The following is an 18861-nucleotide window of genomic DNA, read 5'->3' as shown; positions in this document are numbered from 1 at the left end:
CCATGGTCGTCGGCAGCGTCAGATGTGTATAAGAGACAGGTGCAATGTGGTGGGTTTATGCTGTCAGGGATTACCTTCGCGTGCTGGCCCATTGTTTCACGAAGCCGGGATAACGCAATGAACCGTCGCCAGTTTCTCGCCTCCACCACTGCCGCGATTTTGACCACGAGAGCGCAGGCGCAGGATGCCCAGACGCCGTTCCGGGTGAAATATTTCAACGTCGACGCCGGGACCGGCCCGCACGATGTCACTCCGGCGCCCGATGGCACCGTCTGGTTCACGGGCCAGCGCAGCGGTGCGCTGGGCCGGCTCAATCCGCGCGACAGTGCGTTCAAGCTGGTCAGCCTCGGCAAGGGTGCGGCCCCGCACGGCGTCACGATCGGCCCCGACGGCGCGCCGTGGGTAACCGAGGGCGGGCAGAATGCGATCGCCCGCGTCGACCCCGGCGACCACAAGGTGACGCTGTTCCGCCTGCCTGAGAAAGCCGCTGACGCCAATCTCAATACCGGCGTGTTCGACAAGCGCGGCGTCTACTGGTTCACCGGCCAGTCCGGTTTCTACGGCCGGCTCGATCCGAAATCCGGTGAGATGAAGGTGTTCGAGGCACCGCGCGGCGTCGGCCCCTACGGCATCACCGTGACCCCAAACGGCGACATCTGGTACGCCTCGCTTGCCGGCAGCTATATCGCACGGATTGACCTTGCGACCGGCAATGCCAGCGTGGTCCAGCCGCCGACGCCGAAACAGGGCGCGCGACGGGTGTGGTCGGATTCGCGGGGGCGGATCTGGGTCAGCGAGTGGAACAGCGGCAACGTGTCAGTGCACGATCCCGCCGACGGGACGTGGAGGGCCTGGAAGCTGCCCGGCAGCAATCCACGGACCTATGCCGTCTATGTCGACGACAAGGACAAGGTCTGGCTCACCGATTTCTCGGCCAACGCGATCATGCGCTTCGATCCGGTGGGCGCGACCTTCAACGCCTTTCCGAGCGACCGCGCCGGCGCGAATGTCCGGCAACTCGATGGCCGGCCCGGCGAGGTCTGGGGCTGTGAATCCGGCCAAGACCGCTTGGTCCTGATCCAGACTGCCGCGCCCGCGTAGCACCCTGCCCCCGCACGCGGACGGTTGACGAACCGCCCGCTTCCGTTCATTTCGGCCGCTCCCAAAAGGATGAGGCCCATGGCGAAGAAAACCCTGCAACTCGGCCGTGCCGTCGCGTGGCCGGATAGCCCGGACAAGGCGGTGCTCGACCGCGTCCCCAATCCGCAGGCCGGCACGGATTATCTGGTGCGCTTCGCTATCCCGGAATTCACCTCGGTCTGCCCGATCACCGGCCAGCCGGACTTCGCCCATCTGGTGCTCGACTATGTGCCGGGCCGGTGGCTCCTGGAATCTAAGTCGCTGAAACTCTATGCGGCGAGCTTCCGCAATCACGGCGCCTTCCACGAGGATTGCACCGTCATGATCGGGAAGCGCATCGTCGGGGAAATCAAACCGAAATGGCTGCGGATCGGCGGTTACTGGTATCCGCGCGGCGGCATCCCGATCGACGTGTTCTTCCAGACCGGCCGGCTGCCGAAGGGCGTCTGGGTTCCCGATCAGGGCGTCGCGCCCTATCGAGGCCGGGGCTGATCCGGCGTCTCAATAGGCGCTGAGCAGATCGACCTTGGCATTGGCGAGGATCAGGCGGCGCGCCAGCAGTGCGGAAAGATTGCGCATGATCTTCATCGAAATCTGCGGGTGGAGCTGACGATAGTCGGCAAAGCTGTCGATCGGCAGCTCGAGGCATTTGACCGGCGTGTCCGCCCAGACGTCGGCGCTGCGGTGGCCCTCGATGATCGCCATCTCGCCGAACTCCATCCCCGGCCCGAGCGAGGCAAGCCGCACGCCGCTCGGCAGCTTCACGCTCACCATCCCGCTTTGCAGGAAGAACAACGAATTGGCCGGCTCGCCGGCCACGACGATGCGCTGGCCGGCGTCGTAGCGGCGCGGCGTCGAGAGTTCGGCGAGCGCGGCGATCTCCTCGGGCGCGAGATCGGCCAACAGCGCCTGCTCGCCGAGATGGGCGGTCTCCTTGGTCTCGGTGAAGCCGCCATAGCGGTAGATTAGTTGATCCTCGGCCCATTCAACGGCGTCGTCGAGCAGCGGAAAATGCCGCAACCGCTTCGGCTCTTCGATCTGCGCGCGGATCGTGGCCCAGACCGGCGACGTCGTCTCGACACCGGAGATGATCGTGGTGACACCGGAATTTCCGAGCGTGGCGATTTTCTCAGCCAGCAGCCGGGCGCCGGCTGCCGTGATGTCGGGCACGCGGTGGAAATCAAGGATCAGCAGCGGCGCGCCGGGCGGCTCGCTGGACAGCCGGCGAGTGACGTAGTCGATCGACGCGAAGTTGAGCGCCCCCACCAGCTCGATGACACGGGTGTCGCTGTGGCGGTCATCGAGGATCTGCTGTTCGTGCGGCTGGCGGCTGCGGCGGGAGGTGATGCCGAAGATGTCGTAGTCGGCGATGATGCAGGTGCGGACGTCGCCGCTGCGGTTGAGCATATGCAGATCAAATCGCGCCGACAGCGCCTCGCAAACCTTCAGGCCTCGCACGCTGTTGAAGTGCCCATCGAGCAGCGGCGAAAAGGTGCCGAGCCCCAATTGCGACGGGAGCGCTGCGACGATGCCGCCGCCGACCCCACTCTTGGCGGGCATTCCGACGCGATAGATCCACTCGCCGGCATAGTCGTACATGCCTGAGCTCGTCATCACCGACAGCGTGCGCGCGACGACATGCGGCGTCACCACCTGGACGCCGGTGACCGGATTGACGCCGCGATTGGCGAGCGTTGCGGCCATCACCGCGAGGTCGCGCGCGGTGACGAGAATGGCGCATTGCCGGAAATAGATGTCGAGCACGGCATCGACGTCGTCCTGCAGCACGAGGTAGTTGCGCAGCAGCCAGGCGATCGCGCGATTGCGGTTGCCGGTCGCCGTCTCCGACGCATGGACCGCGTCGTCGACGTCGAGTTCGCGGCCGGCAAACTGGCCGAGCTTGTCCCGGATGCGCTCGAATGCGGCGCGGCCATCGACCTCGTGGATCAGCCCGGAGCAGGCAATCGCGCCGGCGTTGACCATCGGATTGAACGGCTTGTTGTCGTTGGTCAGCCGGATCGAGTTGAATGCCTCACCGCTCGGCTCGACGCCGATCGCCGACGCGACGCGCGCTTCGCCGACGAGATCGAGGGCCAGCGCAAACACGAACGCCTTCGAAACGGACTGGATGGTGAAAGGAGCGGCGCTGTCGCCGACTTCGTAGACATGGCCATCAATGGTGACGAGGCTGATGCCGAAATGCGCCGGGTTGGCCCGTTTCAGCTCCGGAATGTAGTCGGCGAGCGCGCCGGAATTGTCCGATTTGAATTCTTGGTGGCAGGAGGCCAGAAAACGTTGAAGTGGAGGCTCGGTGCCATATCCCGTTGTCCTGACGTCCGCATTCCCTCGAATAGGCCAGCCAGTCTGGACGTCCACGCTCTCACCTCAAATGGCGAGAAATAAGCAATCCTCATGCCATGCGCGGTCGTCCGAACGCTGCTGCGACATGCGTCATCCTGACGCTGCACCCCGCTTCCCTGCATGTTGAGTCTCACGGCCGGTGGGCCCGTGGACGCCTAGGTTGTCTGCGCATCGGCGGGCCTGGTCTGCCGCAGAAACCGCGCGCAAATGAAGCCGAGCACCACCATCACGGCGGCGGCCGAGACCAGCGTCGCAGTCTTGCCGACGTGTTGCAGGCCGAAGCCGTAAGCGATCGGGCCGACGGTCTGGCCCATGAAAAAGAAGAACGAGTGCAGCGACAGCGCGGTGGCGCGCGCCTCGACCGACAGCTCGCTGGCGAACACCTGCAGGCAGCCGTGGATCATGTAGAAGCCGAGGCCCATCACCAGCAAGCCCGCCATCTGCAGCTTCCAGTGCGGCCCGAAGGCGACGCCGACCAATTGAATCGCAACCAGCGTCGCGCCGACGACCATCATGCCCCTCACCCCGATCCACGGCAGCAGGCGCGACACCGTCAGCGTGTAGAGCAATCCGCCGATCGCAAAGCCCGCGATCACGATGCCGGCAATCGACAGCGAGGTCTCGCCGAGCTCGAACAGGAACGAGGCGATGAAGGGAAACAGCCCGAGCACGCAGCAGCCTTCGACGAAGACCGCCGAGTAGCAGATGCGCGCATTCGGATTGGTGAAGATGGTGCGATAGCCGTGGCGAAGCGCCTTCAGGCTGGTGCGCGGCGGACGGTTCAGCGCGGCGCCGCGGAAGCCGGCCGCAACCGCCAGCGCAACGATGATCACGAGGCCGCCGAGCACCGCGAGCACGCCGCGCCAGCCGAGGAAATCGCCGATCAGTCCGGATGCCGTCGCGCCGAGCAGGTTGCCGGTCATCGACCCCGCGAGGGTTCGCCCGATCGCGAGCTGCCGCTTGTCCGGACCGACCAAATCGCTGGTCAGCGACAGCGCCACTGGAAACACGCCGCCCGAGCCGATGCCGGCAAGGATGCGGGTCACGAACAGCATCGGAAATGAGGTCGAGAGCGCGCCGAGGATGTTGGCGACGCCGAGCAGTCCAAGGCAGATCGTCATCAGCCGCGCCTTGCCGAACAGGTCGGCAGCGGCGCCGATCGCCGGCTGCACCGCGGCAAAGGTGAAGGCGAACACCGCGGCAAAGCTCGCCGCGGTCGCGATGCTGACGCCGAAATCCTCGGCGACATGCGGCAGCACCGGATCGAGCGCACGCACCGACAGGCTCGCCGCGAAGGTCGCCAGCGTGATCACGTTGAGGGCCGGCGGCATGCCGCTGGTTGCGGTCATGTCGTTGTCCGCCGGTCAGGCGTTCTTGGCGAGCGCGTCGAACTGCATCAGCCGCTTGACGAGGGACTCGAAGTCACGGAGCGGCACCATGTTGGGGCCGTCGGACGGCGCATGATCCGGATCGGGATGGGTCTCGATGAACACGCCGGCGACGCCGACCGCGACCGCGGCCCGCGCCAGCACCGGCACGAATTCACGCTCGCCGCCCGACGAGGTACCCTTGCCGCCCGGCTGCTGCACCGAATGGGTGGCGTCGAAGATGACAGGCGCGCCGGTGGTGCGCGACAAGATCGGCAGCGCACGCATGTCCGAGACCAGCGTGTTGTAGCCGAACGACGCGCCGCGCTCGGTGACCAGCACATTGGCGCTGCCGGCGCCGGTGATCTTGCTGACCACATTGGCCATGTCCCACGGTGCCAGGAACTGGCCCTTCTTGACATTGACGACCTTGCCGGTTGCAGCCGCGGCCAGCAAGAGATCGGTCTGCCGGCACAGGAAGGCCGGGATCTGCAGCACGTCGACCGCCTGCGCCACGTCGGCGCACTGGGTCGCCTCATGCACGTCGGTCAGCACCGGCAGCCCGAGCGAAGACCGAATCTCGGCGAAGATCGGCAGCGCCTGCGCCAATCCGATGCCGCGCGCCGCCGTCGCGCTGGTGCGGTTCGCCTTGTCGAACGAGGTCTTGTACACCAGACCGATCTTCAGCCGCGCCGCGATCTCCTTCAGCGCGGACGCCACTTCAAGCGCATGCGCGCGGCTCTCGAGCTGGCAGGGACCGGCGATGATCGAAATCGGCAAGGCATTGCCGAATTTAGCCGATCCGACGGCAACGATCGGCGCGGCGGCTGGCGCGGAAACCTGATTGGTCAAAATGCTGCATCCTTTTGCCGGCGACCATGCAGTCCCGCGCGGGACGGATCAAGCCATCCCGCACGATGAGGGGGTTGCGCTGACGCCGTGGGTGCGCCGTGCTAACACAATCCCGCCCAAACAGCGCCTATAAACTGGTGCGGAACAGATTCCCATGAGGAAGACATGCGCATCCCGCTGATGATCGGAGCCGTCGCCGCCCTGTCGGCGATGTCGGGCCTCGCCTACGGCCAGACCAGCAGCCAGCCCGGGGTCGTCACCAGCGGCGCCACCGGCGTGACCGTCAATGGCAAGCCGGCAGCGCGCAGCGGCGATACCACCAGCAATGGCGGCCCGCTCGTCGAGGGCGTGCCCAATGTCCTGATCAACGGCAAGCCGGCGGTGGTCATGGGCGATCGCACGCATTGCGGCGGCAAGACGACCTCCGGCAGCCACGGCGTCTTCATCAACGGCAAGCCGATGGTCCGCGCGGGCGATCAGACGTCCGGCTGCCCGCAATAGCCGTGCCGGTCACTGGGCGCGACGAAGTTTCGTCATCGCGCCCCCTGCGGCCACCGCGTCACTTGACCGACGAAAACGCCGTCGGCACCAGCAGCTGGTTGACGATGTTGAGAACGATCTGGCCGTCCTCCTCGGTCTTGGCGCGCGCGGTGATCCACTCCGGATCGGTCTGGAACGCGGTCCACTTCTTCTCGCGCTCGGCGAGCGATTCCCAGGCCAGCAGATAGGTCAGGTCCTGGTTGGATTCCCCGACCAGCGTCGTGAAGAAGCCGGCCTGCCTGATGCCGTGCTTGTCCCAGAGCTTCAGCGTGATGGTCTCGAAGCGCTTGAGCAGCGCCGGCAGCCGTCCCGGCAGGCAGCGATAGACGCGGGTCTCGTAGATCATTGGCGGTCCTCCCAGATTTGTGTGCGGGCGGTTATAGCCAGCGCCTTCCGGACTGTCTTGAGGGGGTGACAACATGGCACCCCTGCTCACGACAGGCGGCCATTTCCGCAATGTTGTTGCAATGTTACTTGCCTTAAAACCTGCCTTCAGGAGCTGGACCCACAAGGACATGCGGATACTGCTGGTTGAGGACGAGGCCGAAATGGCGGCGGCGCTGTCGCAGGCGCTGAAGGGCTATGACATGGTGGTCGACCACGTGCCGAACCTTGCCGAGGCCGAGGAAGCGATCTGTGCCGACGTGCATGGCGCGGTCCTGCTCGACCGCCAGCTTCCGGACGGCGACGGCCTCACCCTGATCCCGAAGCTGCGCGCCAAGGCCGACGGCGTTCCGATCATCGTGCTGACCGCGCGCGGCGATCTCACCGACCGCATCACCGGCCTCGACAGTGGCGCCGACGACTATCTGGCCAAGCCGTTCGCCGTCGAGGAGCTGCTGGCGCGGCTGCGCGCCGTGCTGCGCCGCCCCGCCGGACTGCAGCTCGAGATCATCAGGGCCGGTCGCGTGGCGTTCGATTGCAGCCATCGCGAGGCCAGCGTCGACGGCCATCCGCTCGAGCTGCCGCGGCGCGAGCTGCTGGTGCTGGAGACGCTGCTGCGCCGCGTGGGCCGCACCGTGCTGCGCGCGACGCTGGAGGAAGCCGTCTATAATTTCGAGGACGAGATCCAGTCCAACGCGCTCGACGCCCACGTCTCGCGGCTGCGCCGCAAACTCGCGGACGCCAACGCCGGCGTCGAGATCCACAGCATCCGCGGCGTCGGCTATCTCTTGAAGCAAACGTCATGAGCGAACAAGCCGAGCACTATTGCCTGCGCTCGCAACTGAGCTGGCGGCTGGTGACGCTGCAGGCACTGCTGCTTGCCATGCTGATCGTTTGCCTGATCAGCGCATTGTGCGCCACCGGCTTCCTGATCGTTCCGCGCGATGAGGATCATGTGATTTCGATCGTGCAGGGCGCGGTCGCACGCGACGGCAAGGGCGAGCTGATCCTGCGCCCGACCGCCGAACTGCAAAAGCTCCGTGACGACACGCCCGACCTCTGGTTCCTGGTGCGCGACCGGCAAGGCCGTTCGCTGACGGAAGGCGCGGTGCCGCCGGAATTCGCCAGGATCGGTGGCGCGCTCGACCAGATCAGCCAGGCGCGGCTCGGCTGGCAGATGTTCGAGGATGATCCGCGCAAGCCGCCGGCGCGGCTGAAGCGCGTCAATTCCGACGCCGGCCCCGTGCAGGTGCTCACCGCGACGCAAGGGCCGATGTCGAGCGTCAAGACCGCGCTCGCCACGACGCTGGCATTCCTCGCCATTGCCCTGCCCGGCCTCTTCCTGATGGCATGCGCCACCTTCATCGCGACGCCGATGGTGGTGAAGCGCGCCTTCGCCGGTCTCGATACCACCGCCGACGAAGCGCGCCGGATCGATTTCCGCCAGCGCGGCAGCCGGCTGTCGGCGGACCATCTGCCGCTCGAGGTGGCGCCGCTGGTGACCGCCATCAACGATGCGCTGAAGCGGCTCGACGACGGCTATTCCCGGCACCAGCGCTTCGTCGCCGACGCGGCACATGAATTGCGCACGCCGATTGCGATCCTCAACACGCGGCTGGAGTCGCTGCCGCCGGGCCCGGAGAAAACCCGCCTGCTCGAAGACTCGGCGCGGCTTGCGACATTGGCCGAGCAACTGCTCGACATCCAGCGCTTCGACCAGTGCCGCAATCCGTTCGTCCGCGTCGATCTCGTCGCGGTCGCACGCAATGTCGCCGCCGACCTTGCGCCGCTCGCGATCGCGGCCGGCTACGAGCTGTCGCTCGATACTGCGGTCGATCGCGTGGAAACATCCGGCGATCGCGCCGCGCTGGAGCGCGCGCTCACCAATCTGGTGCAGAACGCCATCCAGCATGGCGGCCGCCGCGGCACCATCACCATCCATGTCGGCAGCGCCGCGACGATCGACGTATCGGATGAAGGCGACGGCATTCCCCAGGACCAGCGCACGCGGATCTTCGACCCGTTCTACCGGCTCGCGCCGCTCGATCGCGGCGCCGGCCTCGGGCTGAACATGGTGCGCGAGATCGCAAGGCTGCACGGCGGTCACGTCTCCGTGCTCGACGGTCCGAAGGGCGGCGCGTGCTTCCGCCTCACATTACCGCCGGCGCCGTTCGCATCGTGATGCCAAGCGTTTTCGAGCGAAGCCTGTCCCGCACTCGATGCGGGATGGGCACCGGTTCGCGTGAAGAAAACGCGTCAAAACTAGAATCGAGAGCCCCGTTCCGATTCAACCGGAACGGGGCTCTCGCGCAATGTTGTCGCAATGCAGCTCCCGCAAACAAGGCGTCACGCTTCGCATCTTGAGTCGAAGCGCCGCGACACTTGCTGGGAATCCCAATGTCACATGATCTGCTTTCTTTCTTCACGGCGTGGATGGCGGCCCCCGGCCGCGTCGGCGCCATCGCGCCGTCGGGCGCCGCGCTCGCCGAACTCATCACGCGCGACATCACCGCCGACACCGGCCCGGTGCTCGAGCTCGGTCCGGGCACCGGCGCGTTTACCTATCAGCTGTTGAAGCGCGGCGTGCGCCAGCAGGATCTCACGCTGATCGAGTACGGTTCGGATTTCATGCGGCTGTTGCAGATCCGTTTTCCCGGCGCGCGGGTGCTGTGGATGGACGCGGCGCGCCTGGCCTCGGAGCGGCTCTACGATGGCGCGCCGGTCGGCGCCGTCGTCAGCGGACTGCCGCTGCTCAACATGTCGCCGCGCAAGGTCATCTCGATCGTCGGCGGCGCGTTCAGCTATCTGCGTCCCGGCGGCGCGTTCTATCAATTCACCTACGGCATGCGCTGCCCGGTGCCGCGGCCGATCCTCGACCGGCTCGGCCTGCGCGCCACGCTGGTCGATCGCGCCATCCTCAACGTGCCGCCGGCCGCGGTCTACCGGCTGACGCGCCGTCCGCAATACAAGCTGATGACGCGCGACGGCACGCCGGCGGCTGGTGCAAACGTTTCACCGATCAAGAAAGAACGCCGGGCCAGTGAGGACTGCGCCGTGTAACGGCGCAGCTGACGGCCGCTTGTTTAGACCAGCCGGCTCTGCTTCGCTGCGGCCTCGATGAACGAGGCAAACAGCGGATGCGGCTCGAACGGCCGCGACTTCAGCTCGGGATGGAACTGGACACCGATGAACCAGGGATGGTCCTCGTACTCCACGATCTCCGGCAGCACGCCGTCGGGCGACATGCCGGAGAAGCGCAGGCCGTGCTGCTCGAGGCGGTCCTTGTAGGCGGTGTTGACCTCGTAGCGATGGCGGTGCCGCTCGGAGATCTCGGTCGCGCCGCCATAGACCTGCGAGACGCGGCTGCCGCGGTTGAGCGCCGCGGGATAGGCGCCGAGCCGCATCGTGCCGCCGAGATCGCCGCTCTGCGAGCGCTTCTCGAGTTCGTTGCCGCGCAGCCATTCCGTCATCAGGCCGACCAGCGGCTCCTTGGTCGGGCCGAACTCGGTCGAGTTGGCGTCTTCGATGCCGACCAGGTTGCGCGCCGCCTCGATCACCGCCATCTGCATGCCGAAGCAGATGCCGAAATACGGCACGTCACGCTCGCGCGCGAACTGCGCCGCGCGGATCTTGCCCTCGGCGCCGCGCTGGCCGAAGCCGCCGGGCACCAGGATGCCGTTGACGTGCTCGAGGAACGGCGCCGGGTCCTCGTTCTCGAACACCTCGCTCTCGATCCAGTCGAGATTGACCTTCACCTTGTTGGCGATGCCGCCGTGCGACAGCGCCTCGATCAACGATTTGTAGGCGTCCTTCATGCCGGTGTATTTGCCGACGATGGCGATCGTCACCGCACCTTCCGGATTGCGGACGCGCTCGTTGATGACGTGCCAGCTCTGCAGCGCCGGCGGAATCTTCGCGGTGATGCCGAACGCGGCCAGCACCTCGTCGTCGAGGCCGGCGGCGTGATAGGCCTCCGGCACGGCGTAGATATTGTCGACGTCCCGCGCCTCGATCACGGCGCTCTCGCGCACGTTGCAGAACAGGCCGAGCTTGCGCCGCTCCTCCTTCGGGATTTCGCGGTCGGTGCGGCACAGCAGGATGTCCGGCTGGATGCCGATCGAGCGCAGCTCCTTCACCGAGTGCTGCGTCGGCTTTGTCTTGAGTTCGCCGGCACTTGGAATGTACGGCAGAAGCGTCAGGTGAATGTAGACGGCATGATCGCGCGGCAGCTCGTTCTTGAGCTGGCGGATCGCCTCGAAGAATGGCAGGCCCTCGATGTCGCCGACGGTGCCGCCGATCTCGACCAGCACGAAATCGAACTCGTCGTTACCCGACAGCACGAATTCCTTGATCGCGTTGGTGACGTGCGGGACCACCTGGATGGTGGCGCCGAGATAGTCGCCGCGGCGCTCCTTGGAGATGATGTCCTGGTAGATTCGACCGGTCGTGATGTTGTCGGCCTTGGTGGCCGGACGACCGGTGAAGCGCTCGTAATGGCCGAGATCGAGATCGGTCTCGGCGCCGTCGTCGGTCACGAACACTTCGCCGTGCTGATACGGCGACATCGTACCGGGATCGAGGTTGAGATAGGGATCGAGCTTGCGAAGGCGGACTTTGTAGCCCCTGGCCTGCAGCAGAGCGCCGAGCGCCGCTGAAGCCAGACCCTTGCCGAGCGAGGAGACCACGCCGCCGGTGATGAATATGTACCGCGCCATGGGACTTTACCTTTAATCCGACTCCGGCGATTCGCAAAACGAATCGGCTGTTCCCCGGCAAACAATTCGCCGGGCTGTGGGTTGCATCAAACTGGAAGCGATTTCAAAGCATTGATGGGGGTTTCTGATGCAGGATGCCAGCGGGGCATCCTGCATGGCCACCCTGCTTTATTGCGACCGTGGCGCCTGCGGGCCGCTCGGGGCCTGCTGCCCCTGCTGCTCGTCGGCCTTCTTCAGCGAATCGAGGATGCCGCCCGAGGTCGGCGCGTTCATCGGCGTGCCGCCGGCCGGCTGCGTCTGCGCCGGTGCGCCGGCGCCGATGATCGAACTCGGCTTGCGGTCGTAGCCTGCGTACCAGGACAGGAACAGGCTGGTCAGGAAGAAGCCCACCGCGAGGATCGCCGTGGTCCGCGTCAGCAAATTGGCGGTGCCGCGGCTCGACATGAAGCCGGCGCCGCCACCCATGCCAAGGCCGCCGCCTTCGGATTTCTGCAACAGCACGGCGCCGATCATGACGGCGACAATCATGAGGTGGACAATGATAACGACAGTCTGCATCGCAAGCCTTCCGTCACAAGCCGCCAAGCAGCCAGACAAACGGCGCTATCGGCTTTACGGGTTTTCGTGAAGTCGCGCCCTGTTACACGATTGCACCGGGCATTGTCACCCCCGAGATAGTCGCACTGTCGATGATCACAAGCCGCGCCGATCGCGGCCCGGCCGGGCCTTGCCCGGAACCGGCGATTTCTATTATAATAGACATATGGATACTTTGGTAGACGATCTCAGCCAACGCCTGGCACAGCGGATCAGGCTCGAACGCGATGGCCGCGGCTGGTCGCTGGCCGATCTCGCCGAACGCGCCGGCGTCTCGAAGGCCACGATCAGCAAGATCGAGCGCGCCGAAGTCAGCCCCACCGCAGTCGTGCTGGTGCGCCTCGCCTCGGCTTTCGATCTCACTTTGGCCGGCCTGATGTTGCGCGCCGAAGGCCAGGGCGAGCGGCTGTCGCGCGCCGCCGCGCAACCGGTCTGGCGCGATCCGGAAACCGGCTATCTTCGACGCCAGGTGTTCAGCCGTCCCGATCATCCGGTCGAGCTGGTGCGGGTCGAGCTGCCGCCAAAGCAGACCGTGACCCTGCCCGCCTCCTCCTACGCGCATATCCGCCAACTGGTCTGGGTGCTCAGCGGCAGCCTCGTCATCACCGAGGGCGGTGCACGCCACGTGCTCGCCGCCGGCGATTGCCTCGGTTTTGGCCCGCCGGCAGAGACGACCTTCGCCAACGAGACCAACGCCTCCTGCACCTATGTGGTCACCCTGGCCCGGAGCTGACGCATGTCGCACTTTACCATCAAGCCGCTCGAGGATGCGCCCGCGATTCGCAGGGCGCTTCGCGAGCTGTTGACCGAGACCGTCGCCGGCGGCGGCTCGGTGAGCTTCATGCATCCGCTGTCGCCGGATGACGCCGATGCGTTCTGGCAGGACGCGCTCGGCGCCGCCGCGCGCGGCGAACGCGTTGTGCTCGGCGCATTCACCGGCAATGATCTGATCGGCACCGTGACGCTTCTGCTCAAACTGCCGCCGAACCAGCCGCATCGGGCGGAAATTGCAAAGATGATGACACGCATCGCCCACCGCCATCGCGGCGTGGCGACGGAATTGATGCGCGCGGCCGAGCAGCTTGCGATCACGCACGGACGCACACTGCTGGTGCTCGACACAGCCGAAGAGGATGGCGCCGCGCCACTCTATGAAAGACTGGGATTTCAGCTCACCGGCATCATCCCGGACTACGCGCTGAAGCCGCATGGCGGCCTCACCGGGACGATGATCTACTGGAAGCGGATCGGCGCGGCGGGGGCCACTTAATTCTTCTGTCGAGCAGAGATGCCGATGGCAGCTGGCCTCGCAATACTGCCAATCCCGTCACCCCCGCGCAAAGGCGAAGCCTTTGTCGCTGGAGGAGCGCGTAGCGCGTCTCGAAGGGTCGACGGCCACCAGCCGGGCCGTCGACCCTTCGAGGCTCGCCCAGCGGCGCAATTGCGCCGCGAGGCTCGCACCTCAGGGTGACGGTAAGCGAGCCCAATTCGAGGCACGGCCGCGGCCGCCTAACACCCCGCGGCGATCGCCAAAAAGTCCGACGCCTTCAGGCTGGCGCCGCCGACCAGCGCGCCGTTGACATTGGCGACGGCCATCAGCTCGGCCGCGTTCGACGGCTTGACCGAGCCGCCGTAGAGTATCCTGATCCTGTTTCCCTCGCCCTTGAAGCGATCGGTGAGCTGGCCCCGGATAAACCTGTGAACTTCCTCGACATCCTTGGCCGTCGGGGTCAGGCCGGTGCCGATCGCCCAGACCGGCTCATAGGCCACGACCAGGTTGGCCGCGGTCGAGCCGTCGGGCAGCGAGCCCGCAAGCTGGGTGCCGCAGACATCGAGCGTCTTGCCGGCGTCGCGCTGCTCGCGTGTCTCGCCGATGCAGACGATCGCGGTCAACCCGGCGCGCCACACGGCCTCCGCCTTCTGCCGAATCACGGCGTCGGTCTCGCCGTGGTCGGCGCGCCGCTCGGAATGGCCGACGATGATCGCGACCGCGCCGAGGTCCTTGAACATCTCCGCCGAGAGATCGCCGGTGTGGGCACCCGATGCCTTGGGATGGCAATCCTGGGCGCCGACCGCGACCTTCGAGCCGCGCGCCTTGTCGGCAAAGGCCCCGACCAGCGTCGCCGGCGGACAGACCAGGAGATCGGCCTTTCCGGCGACATCGCCGGCGCCCGCCAGCATCGCGTCGAACTCGACAAAAGAGGATTTCAGGCCGTTCATTTTCCAGTTGCCCGCGATCAGCGGCCGGATGGCGTCGGTCATGTCGGATTTCCCATCGTTCAAGCGTGTCCCTGCGCTATCAGAGCCGGGCGGCGACTTCCAGAGCGCGGCTTCGCGCACACCGTGCGACGCTTCCACCCGCGCGGCCAAGGTTGCGGGGGCGCTTCGGCCACTTTATGATGGGTTTTCAATCCGGTGACGCCCTGCTGCGGGACAAAAGCCTCGACTTTCGGCTCCCCATTGGGCACGACCCGGTTCCCCTCCTGTAAAACAAGTTGGACCCATGCTTCGAGGAATGCGGAAAGCCTCATCAAACTGGCTCGGCAAGACGATTATGGCCGTGGTGATGGGCGTTTTGATCGTCAGTTTCGGAATTTGGGGCATTGCCGACATTTTCAAGGGGTTTGGCCAGTCGACCTTCGCCAAGGTGGGCGGGACCGAGATTTCGGCCGAGCAGTTTCGCCAGATCTATACCGACCGCCTGCAGCAGCTTGGCCGCCAGTTCGGCCGTCCGTTGACGCCGGACCAGGCGCGCGCCTTCGGCATTGACCGCCAGGTGCTGCAGCAGACGCTTGCGGAAGCCGCGCTGGACGAGGAGGCGCGCCGCATGGGCCTCAACGTGTCCGACGCCGAGGTGCTGCACGCGATCTACAACGATCCGAATTTCAAGGGCCTCAACAACCAGTTCGACCCGCAGCGCTTCCAGACCGTGATCCGCAACTATGGCTATACCGAAGGCCGCTACATCGCCGAGCAGCGCCGCGTTGGCCTCAGGCGCCAGATCGCCGGCACCATCTCGTCCGGGATCGAGCCGCCGAAATCGCTGGTCGAGGCGCTGACCCGGTTCCAGAACGAGCAGCGTTCGATCGACTACATCACGCTCGGCGCCGCGCAGGCCGGCACCATCGATCCACCCTCGCCCGAGGCGCTCGCCGCCTATTTCGAGGACCACAAGGTCCAGTTCCGCGCGCCCGAATACCGCAAGATCTCCTTCGTCGCCATCACGCCCGAGGAGATCGGCAAGTGGGAAACGGTGTCGGACGAGGACGCCAAAAAGATCTTCGAGGAGCGCAAGGACCGGCTCAGCACGCCGGAGAAGCGCGAGGTCTCGCAGATCGTGTTTCCGGACGCCGGCGAGGCGCAGGCCGCGCGCGCGCGGATTGCGTCGGGCGCGTCGTTTGACGACATCGCCAAGGAGCGCAACCTCAATCTGGCTGACGTCAATCTCGGCCTGGTCGCGAAGTCGGCGATCCTCGATCCGGCCGTCGCCGATGCCGCCTTCTCACTGGCCGCAGGCGAAGTCAGCCAGCCGGTGCAGGGCCGCTTCGGCGTCGCGCTGGTCAAGGTCGGCAAGGTCGAGCCCGGCGTGACCCCGAGCTATGAGAGCCTCGCGCAGCAGGTGAAGAACGAGATCGCTTCCGAGCGTGCCCGCACCAAGGTCGCCGAGCTGCGCGACAAGATGGAAGACGAGCGCGGCGGCGGCGCCAGCGTCGTCGAAGCCGCACAGAAGCTGAAGCTGACGCCCGTCACCATCGACGCGGTCGATCGCTCCGGGCGGCTGCCGAACGGCCAGGTCGCGACCAACATCCCGCGCGGCCTCGACGTGGTGTCGCAGGCCTTCAACAGCGACGTCGGCGTCGACAACGACCCGATCCAGTTCAGTGGCGGCTATGTCTGGTACGACGTGCTCGGCATCACGCCGTCGCGCGAGCGCAGCCTCGACGAGGTTCGCGACCAGGTCGAGGCCAAGTGGCGCGAGGATCAGATCTCCGCCAAGCTGCGCGCCAAGGCGACTGAGATCGTCCAGAAGCTCGACAGCGGCGCCAAGCTCGCCGACGAAGCCGCCGCTGTCGGCGTCAAGGTCGAAAGCGCGGCGAATTTCAACCGCGAGGCCTCGCTGCCTGCCGTGCCGGCAGGCGTGATTGCAGCCGCATTCCGGGCCGCCAAGGACGGCGACGGACAGACCTCCGTCGCCGGCGGCAGCCAGTGGGTGGTCTTCCGCGTCACCAATGTGACGGTGCCGCCGGTCGACTTCGCGTCGGATGCGGCCAAGCAGCTCACCGAGGCGCTGCGGCGGTCGCTCAGCGACGAGCAGGTCGCGCAATATGTCACGAAGATCGAGTCCGATATCGGCGTGACCATCAACCAGGCAGCCTTCGCACAGGTGACAGGCGCAAATAATTGAGCATGATCGGGACAGCGCGACGGCGCGCTGCGCGGCGATCAAGCTCCAACAACAGACCCTGAGCCAGCGAATGGACGACCTGAAATCGATCATCGGAAAAGTCGCCACCGGCGCCACGCTGACGCGTGAAGAGGCGGCGTCCGCCTTCGACAGCATGATGTCGGGCGAAGCCACGCCCTCGCAGATGGGCGGGCTATTGATGGCGCTGCGGGTGCGCGGCGAGACCGTCGAGGAGATCACCGGCGCCGTCACCGCGATGCGCGGCAAGATGCTGCCGGTCACCGCGCCGGCGGAGGCCGTCGATATCGTCGGCACCGGCGGCGACGGCTCCGGCTCGGTCAACGTCTCGACCTGCGCGGCCTTCATCGTGGCCGGCGCCGGCGTGCCCGTGGCGAAGCACGGCAACCGCGCATTGTCGTCGCGCTCGGGCGCCGCCGACGTGCTTGCCTCGCTCGGCGTCAGGCTCGATTTGACGCCCGAACAAGTCGGGCGCTGCGTCAAGGAGGCCGGCATCGGCTTCATGTTCGCGCCCGCGCATCATCCGGCGATGAAGAATGTCGGTCCGACCCGGGTCGAGCTCGCCACCCGCACCATCTTCAACCTGCTCGGGCCGCTGTCGAACCCGGCCGGCGTCAAGCGGCAGATGGTCGGTGTGTTCTCGCGGCAATGGGTGCAGCCGCTGGCGCAGGTGCTGAAGAACCTCGGCTCGGACAAGGTCTGGGTCGTGCATGGCTCCGATGGCCTCGACGAGATCACCCTCACCGGCCCGACCTTCGTTGCGACGCTCGAGAACGGCGAGATCAGGACATCAGAGGTGACGCCCGAGGACGCCGGTCTTGGCCGCGTCGGCGGCGAGGCGCTGAAGGGCGGTGACGCCGATGCCAATGCGATCGCGCTCTCCAGCGTGCTGCAGGGCAAGCCGAGCGCCTATCGCGACGTCGCCCTGCTCAACGCCGCCGCCGCGCTGATCGTGGCCGGCCGTGCCAAGGACCTCAAGGAAGGCGTCGCGATCGGGGCGCAGTCACTTGACAGCGGCGCTGCCGCGGCGCGGCTGAAGCATCTGGTCGCGGTTTCGAACGGGTGAGAGCGCGAAACATGTCCGACATCCTGACCAAGATCGAGGCGTACAAGCGCGAGGAGATCGCCGCCGCGAAGCGCGCCCATCCGCTCGCCGAGGTCGAGGCGCAGGCCAGATCGGCCTCGGCCCCGCGCGGCTTCGTCCGCGCCCTCAAAGACAAGCATGCGCGCGGCGACTATGCGCTGATCGCTGAAGTGAAGAAGGCCTCGCCTTCGAAGGGTTTGATCCGGGCCGATTTCGATCCGCCCGTGCTCGCGAAAGCCTATGAGGCCGGCGGCGCGGCCTGCCTGTCGGTGCTGACCGATGCGCCCTCGTTCCAGGGCCATCTCGACTTCATGGTGGCGGCTCGCGCGGCGACCAGCCTGCCGGTGCTGCGCAAGGATTTCATGTTCGATACCTACCAGGTGGCGGAAGCGCGCGCCCATGGCGCCGACTGCATCCTGATCATCATGGCCGCGCTCGACGACGCGGCGGCCGGTGAGATCGAGGACGCCGCGCTCGGCTACGGCATGGACGTGCTGGTCGAGATCCATGATCGAGCCGAGCTTGACCGTGCCTTGAAGCTTCGCTCGCCGATGATCGGCGTCAACAACCGCAATCTGCGCACCTTCGAGACCACGCTCGCGACCAGCGAGGCGCTGGCGCCGCTGATCCCGCGCGACCGCCTGATGGTCGGCGAGAGCGGCATCTTCACGCCGGACGACCTCGCCCGCCTCGAACGGGTCGGGATGTCGACCTTCCTGGTCGGTGAAAGCCTGATGCGGCAGCAGGACGTCACCGCTGCCACCCGCGTCTTGCTGACGCGGCAGGCCGCCCCGCGCGCCACCGCAACGCGCTGACGCAATGGCGCGGAACAGCAAGGGCAAGACCAAGGCCAAGCAGTCCGGCCCCGGCCCCGCCCTCACCCACATCGACGCCAAGGGCGAGGCGCGGATGGTCGACGTCTCGGCCAAGCCCGCGACCGAGCGGACCGCCGTCGCCGAAGGCCGCGTCCTGATGAGCAAGGCGACGCTTGCGCTGATCGAAACCGGCCAGGCCAAGAAGGGCGACGTGCTGGCGACGGCGCGGATTGCCGGAATCATGGCGGCGAAGCGGACCTCGGAATTGATCCCGCTCTGCCATCCGCTGGCGCTGACCAAGGTCACGATCGACATCACACCCGACCGCAAGCTGCCCGGCTGCATCGTTCGCGCCAGCGTCAAGGTGACGGGGCCGACCGGTGTCGAAATGGAGGCGCTGACCGCGGTCTCGGTCGCATGCCTGACGATCTACGACATGGTCAAGGCGGTCGACCGCGGCATCCGCATCGAGGGCATCCACCTCGTCGAGAAGATCGGCGGCAAGTCCGGGCACTATCGCGCCGGCGCGTGATCCGCGACCGCTGCGCAAGCGACGGCCTGTCGCGAATGTCCGCAAGGTTTC

General features: G+C 66.4%; 19 protein-coding genes. 12 read left to right on the top strand and 7 right to left on the bottom strand.

Annotated features, from left to right (window positions below; genetic code table 11):
* Positions 1 to 117: 117 nt before the first annotated feature.
* The gene (locus PMN64_RS25635) at positions 118 to 1101 is read left to right on the top strand and encodes a lyase (RefSeq protein ID WP_411782628.1); all 984 of its coding nucleotides are present in this window, start codon (positions 118 to 120) and stop codon (positions 1099 to 1101) included.
* A gap of 69 nt (positions 1102 to 1170) precedes the next feature.
* Positions 1171 to 1632 carry a preQ(1) synthase gene (queF, locus tag PMN64_RS25630; RefSeq protein ID WP_155258392.1) on the top strand — a complete coding sequence of 154 codons (462 nt, stop codon included), beginning with the start codon at positions 1171 to 1173 and terminating at the stop codon, positions 1630 to 1632.
* Between the two features lie 9 nt (positions 1633 to 1641).
* Here queF and glsA read toward each other — a convergent pair whose 3' ends face one another.
* The 3 genes from glsA to kdsA all read right to left on the bottom strand — a co-directional run bounded on the left by glsA (position 1642) and on the right by kdsA (position 5720).
* The gene (gene glsA, locus PMN64_RS25625) at positions 1642 to 3492 is read right to left on the bottom strand and encodes a glutaminase A (protein WP_304500314.1); all 1851 of its coding nucleotides are present in this window, start codon (positions 3490 to 3492) and stop codon (positions 1642 to 1644) included.
* Positions 3493 to 3656: 164 nt separating this feature from the next.
* Positions 3657 to 4850 (bottom strand): MFS transporter, encoded by a 1194-nt coding sequence (locus PMN64_RS25620; RefSeq protein WP_028339703.1) that lies wholly within the window; start codon positions 4848 to 4850, stop codon positions 3657 to 3659.
* Positions 4851 to 4865: 15 nt separating this feature from the next.
* A complete protein-coding gene (gene kdsA, locus PMN64_RS25615; RefSeq protein ID WP_411782627.1) occupies positions 4866 to 5720 on the bottom strand; it encodes a 3-deoxy-8-phosphooctulonate synthase in 855 nt (284 codons plus the stop codon).
* 165 nt (positions 5721 to 5885) lie between these two features.
* Here kdsA and PMN64_RS25610 point away from each other — a divergent pair, with 165 nt between their 5' ends.
* Positions 5886 to 6221: a PAAR domain-containing protein gene (locus tag PMN64_RS25610; RefSeq protein ID WP_411782626.1), complete on the top strand. Its 336-nt coding sequence runs from the start codon at positions 5886 to 5888 to the stop codon at positions 6219 to 6221.
* A gap of 58 nt (positions 6222 to 6279) precedes the next feature.
* Here PMN64_RS25610 and PMN64_RS25605 read toward each other — a convergent pair whose 3' ends face one another.
* Positions 6280 to 6606, bottom strand: a complete 327-nt coding sequence (locus tag PMN64_RS25605; RefSeq protein WP_076825453.1) for an NIPSNAP family protein — start codon at positions 6604 to 6606, stop codon at positions 6280 to 6282.
* Between the two features lie 169 nt (positions 6607 to 6775).
* On the opposite strand from PMN64_RS25605, the gene PMN64_RS25600 reads away from it, so the two are divergent.
* The 3 genes from PMN64_RS25600 to PMN64_RS25590 all read left to right on the top strand — a co-directional run bounded on the left by PMN64_RS25600 (position 6776) and on the right by PMN64_RS25590 (position 9704).
* Positions 6776 to 7450 carry a response regulator gene (locus PMN64_RS25600; protein WP_411782625.1) on the top strand — a complete coding sequence of 225 codons (675 nt, stop codon included), beginning with the start codon at positions 6776 to 6778 and terminating at the stop codon, positions 7448 to 7450.
* Complete coding sequence (locus PMN64_RS25595; RefSeq protein WP_411782624.1) at positions 7447 to 8826, top strand: sensor histidine kinase; 1380 nt, start codon at positions 7447 to 7449, stop codon at positions 8824 to 8826. Before PMN64_RS25600 ends, PMN64_RS25595 begins: the two co-directional genes overlap by 4 nt.
* 215 nt (positions 8827 to 9041) lie before the next feature.
* Positions 9042 to 9704, top strand: coding sequence for a class I SAM-dependent methyltransferase (locus tag PMN64_RS25590; protein ID WP_411782623.1), 663 nt, complete (start codon positions 9042 to 9044; stop codon positions 9702 to 9704).
* 23 nt (positions 9705 to 9727) lie between these two features.
* On the opposite strand, the gene PMN64_RS25585 is transcribed toward PMN64_RS25590, so the two are convergent.
* Positions 9728 to 11359 (bottom strand): CTP synthase, encoded by a 1632-nt coding sequence (locus PMN64_RS25585; RefSeq protein WP_304495506.1) that lies wholly within the window; start codon positions 11357 to 11359, stop codon positions 9728 to 9730.
* Between the two features lie 168 nt (positions 11360 to 11527).
* On the bottom strand, positions 11528 to 11917 hold the full coding sequence (secG, locus tag PMN64_RS25580; protein WP_411782622.1) for a preprotein translocase subunit SecG: 390 nt from the start codon (positions 11915 to 11917) through the stop codon (positions 11528 to 11530).
* 205 nt (positions 11918 to 12122) lie between these two features.
* Between secG and PMN64_RS25575 the strand changes: the two genes are divergently transcribed.
* Together PMN64_RS25575 and PMN64_RS25570 are read left to right on the top strand one after the other, a co-directional pair.
* Positions 12123 to 12689 (top strand): helix-turn-helix domain-containing protein, encoded by a 567-nt coding sequence (locus tag PMN64_RS25575; protein WP_028334047.1) that lies wholly within the window; start codon positions 12123 to 12125, stop codon positions 12687 to 12689.
* 3 nt (positions 12690 to 12692) lie between these two features.
* Positions 12693 to 13226 (top strand): N-acetyltransferase family protein, encoded by a 534-nt coding sequence (locus PMN64_RS25570; RefSeq protein WP_411782621.1) that lies wholly within the window; start codon positions 12693 to 12695, stop codon positions 13224 to 13226.
* A gap of 239 nt (positions 13227 to 13465) precedes the next feature.
* Here the strand turns inward: PMN64_RS25570 and tpiA are convergent, their stop codons facing one another.
* Complete coding sequence (gene tpiA, locus PMN64_RS25565) at positions 13466 to 14218, bottom strand: triose-phosphate isomerase (protein ID WP_411782620.1); 753 nt, start codon at positions 14216 to 14218, stop codon at positions 13466 to 13468.
* Positions 14219 to 14459: 241 nt separating this feature from the next.
* On the opposite strand from tpiA, the gene PMN64_RS25560 reads away from it, so the two are divergent.
* From PMN64_RS25560 to moaC, 4 genes are all read left to right on the top strand, one after another.
* On the top strand, positions 14460 to 16361 hold the full coding sequence (locus tag PMN64_RS25560) for a SurA N-terminal domain-containing protein (RefSeq protein ID WP_411782619.1): 1902 nt from the start codon (positions 14460 to 14462) through the stop codon (positions 16359 to 16361).
* Positions 16362 to 16431: 70 nt separating this feature from the next.
* Positions 16432 to 17445: an anthranilate phosphoribosyltransferase gene (gene trpD, locus PMN64_RS25555; protein ID WP_411782618.1), complete on the top strand. Its 1014-nt coding sequence runs from the start codon at positions 16432 to 16434 to the stop codon at positions 17443 to 17445.
* An 11-nt stretch (positions 17446 to 17456) separates the two neighbouring features.
* Positions 17457 to 18278, top strand: coding sequence for an indole-3-glycerol phosphate synthase TrpC (gene trpC, locus PMN64_RS25550; RefSeq protein ID WP_411782617.1), 822 nt, complete (start codon positions 17457 to 17459; stop codon positions 18276 to 18278).
* Positions 18279 to 18282: 4 nt separating this feature from the next.
* Complete coding sequence (gene moaC, locus PMN64_RS25545; protein ID WP_411782616.1) at positions 18283 to 18810, top strand: cyclic pyranopterin monophosphate synthase MoaC; 528 nt, start codon at positions 18283 to 18285, stop codon at positions 18808 to 18810.
* Positions 18811 to 18861: the final 51 nt, after the last annotated feature.

This window comes from Bradyrhizobium sp. UFLA01-814 (assembly GCF_046718885.1).
Lineage (GTDB): Bacteria > Pseudomonadota > Alphaproteobacteria > Rhizobiales > Xanthobacteraceae > Bradyrhizobium > Bradyrhizobium elkanii.
This window is presented reverse-complemented; position numbering and strand designations above follow the sequence as displayed.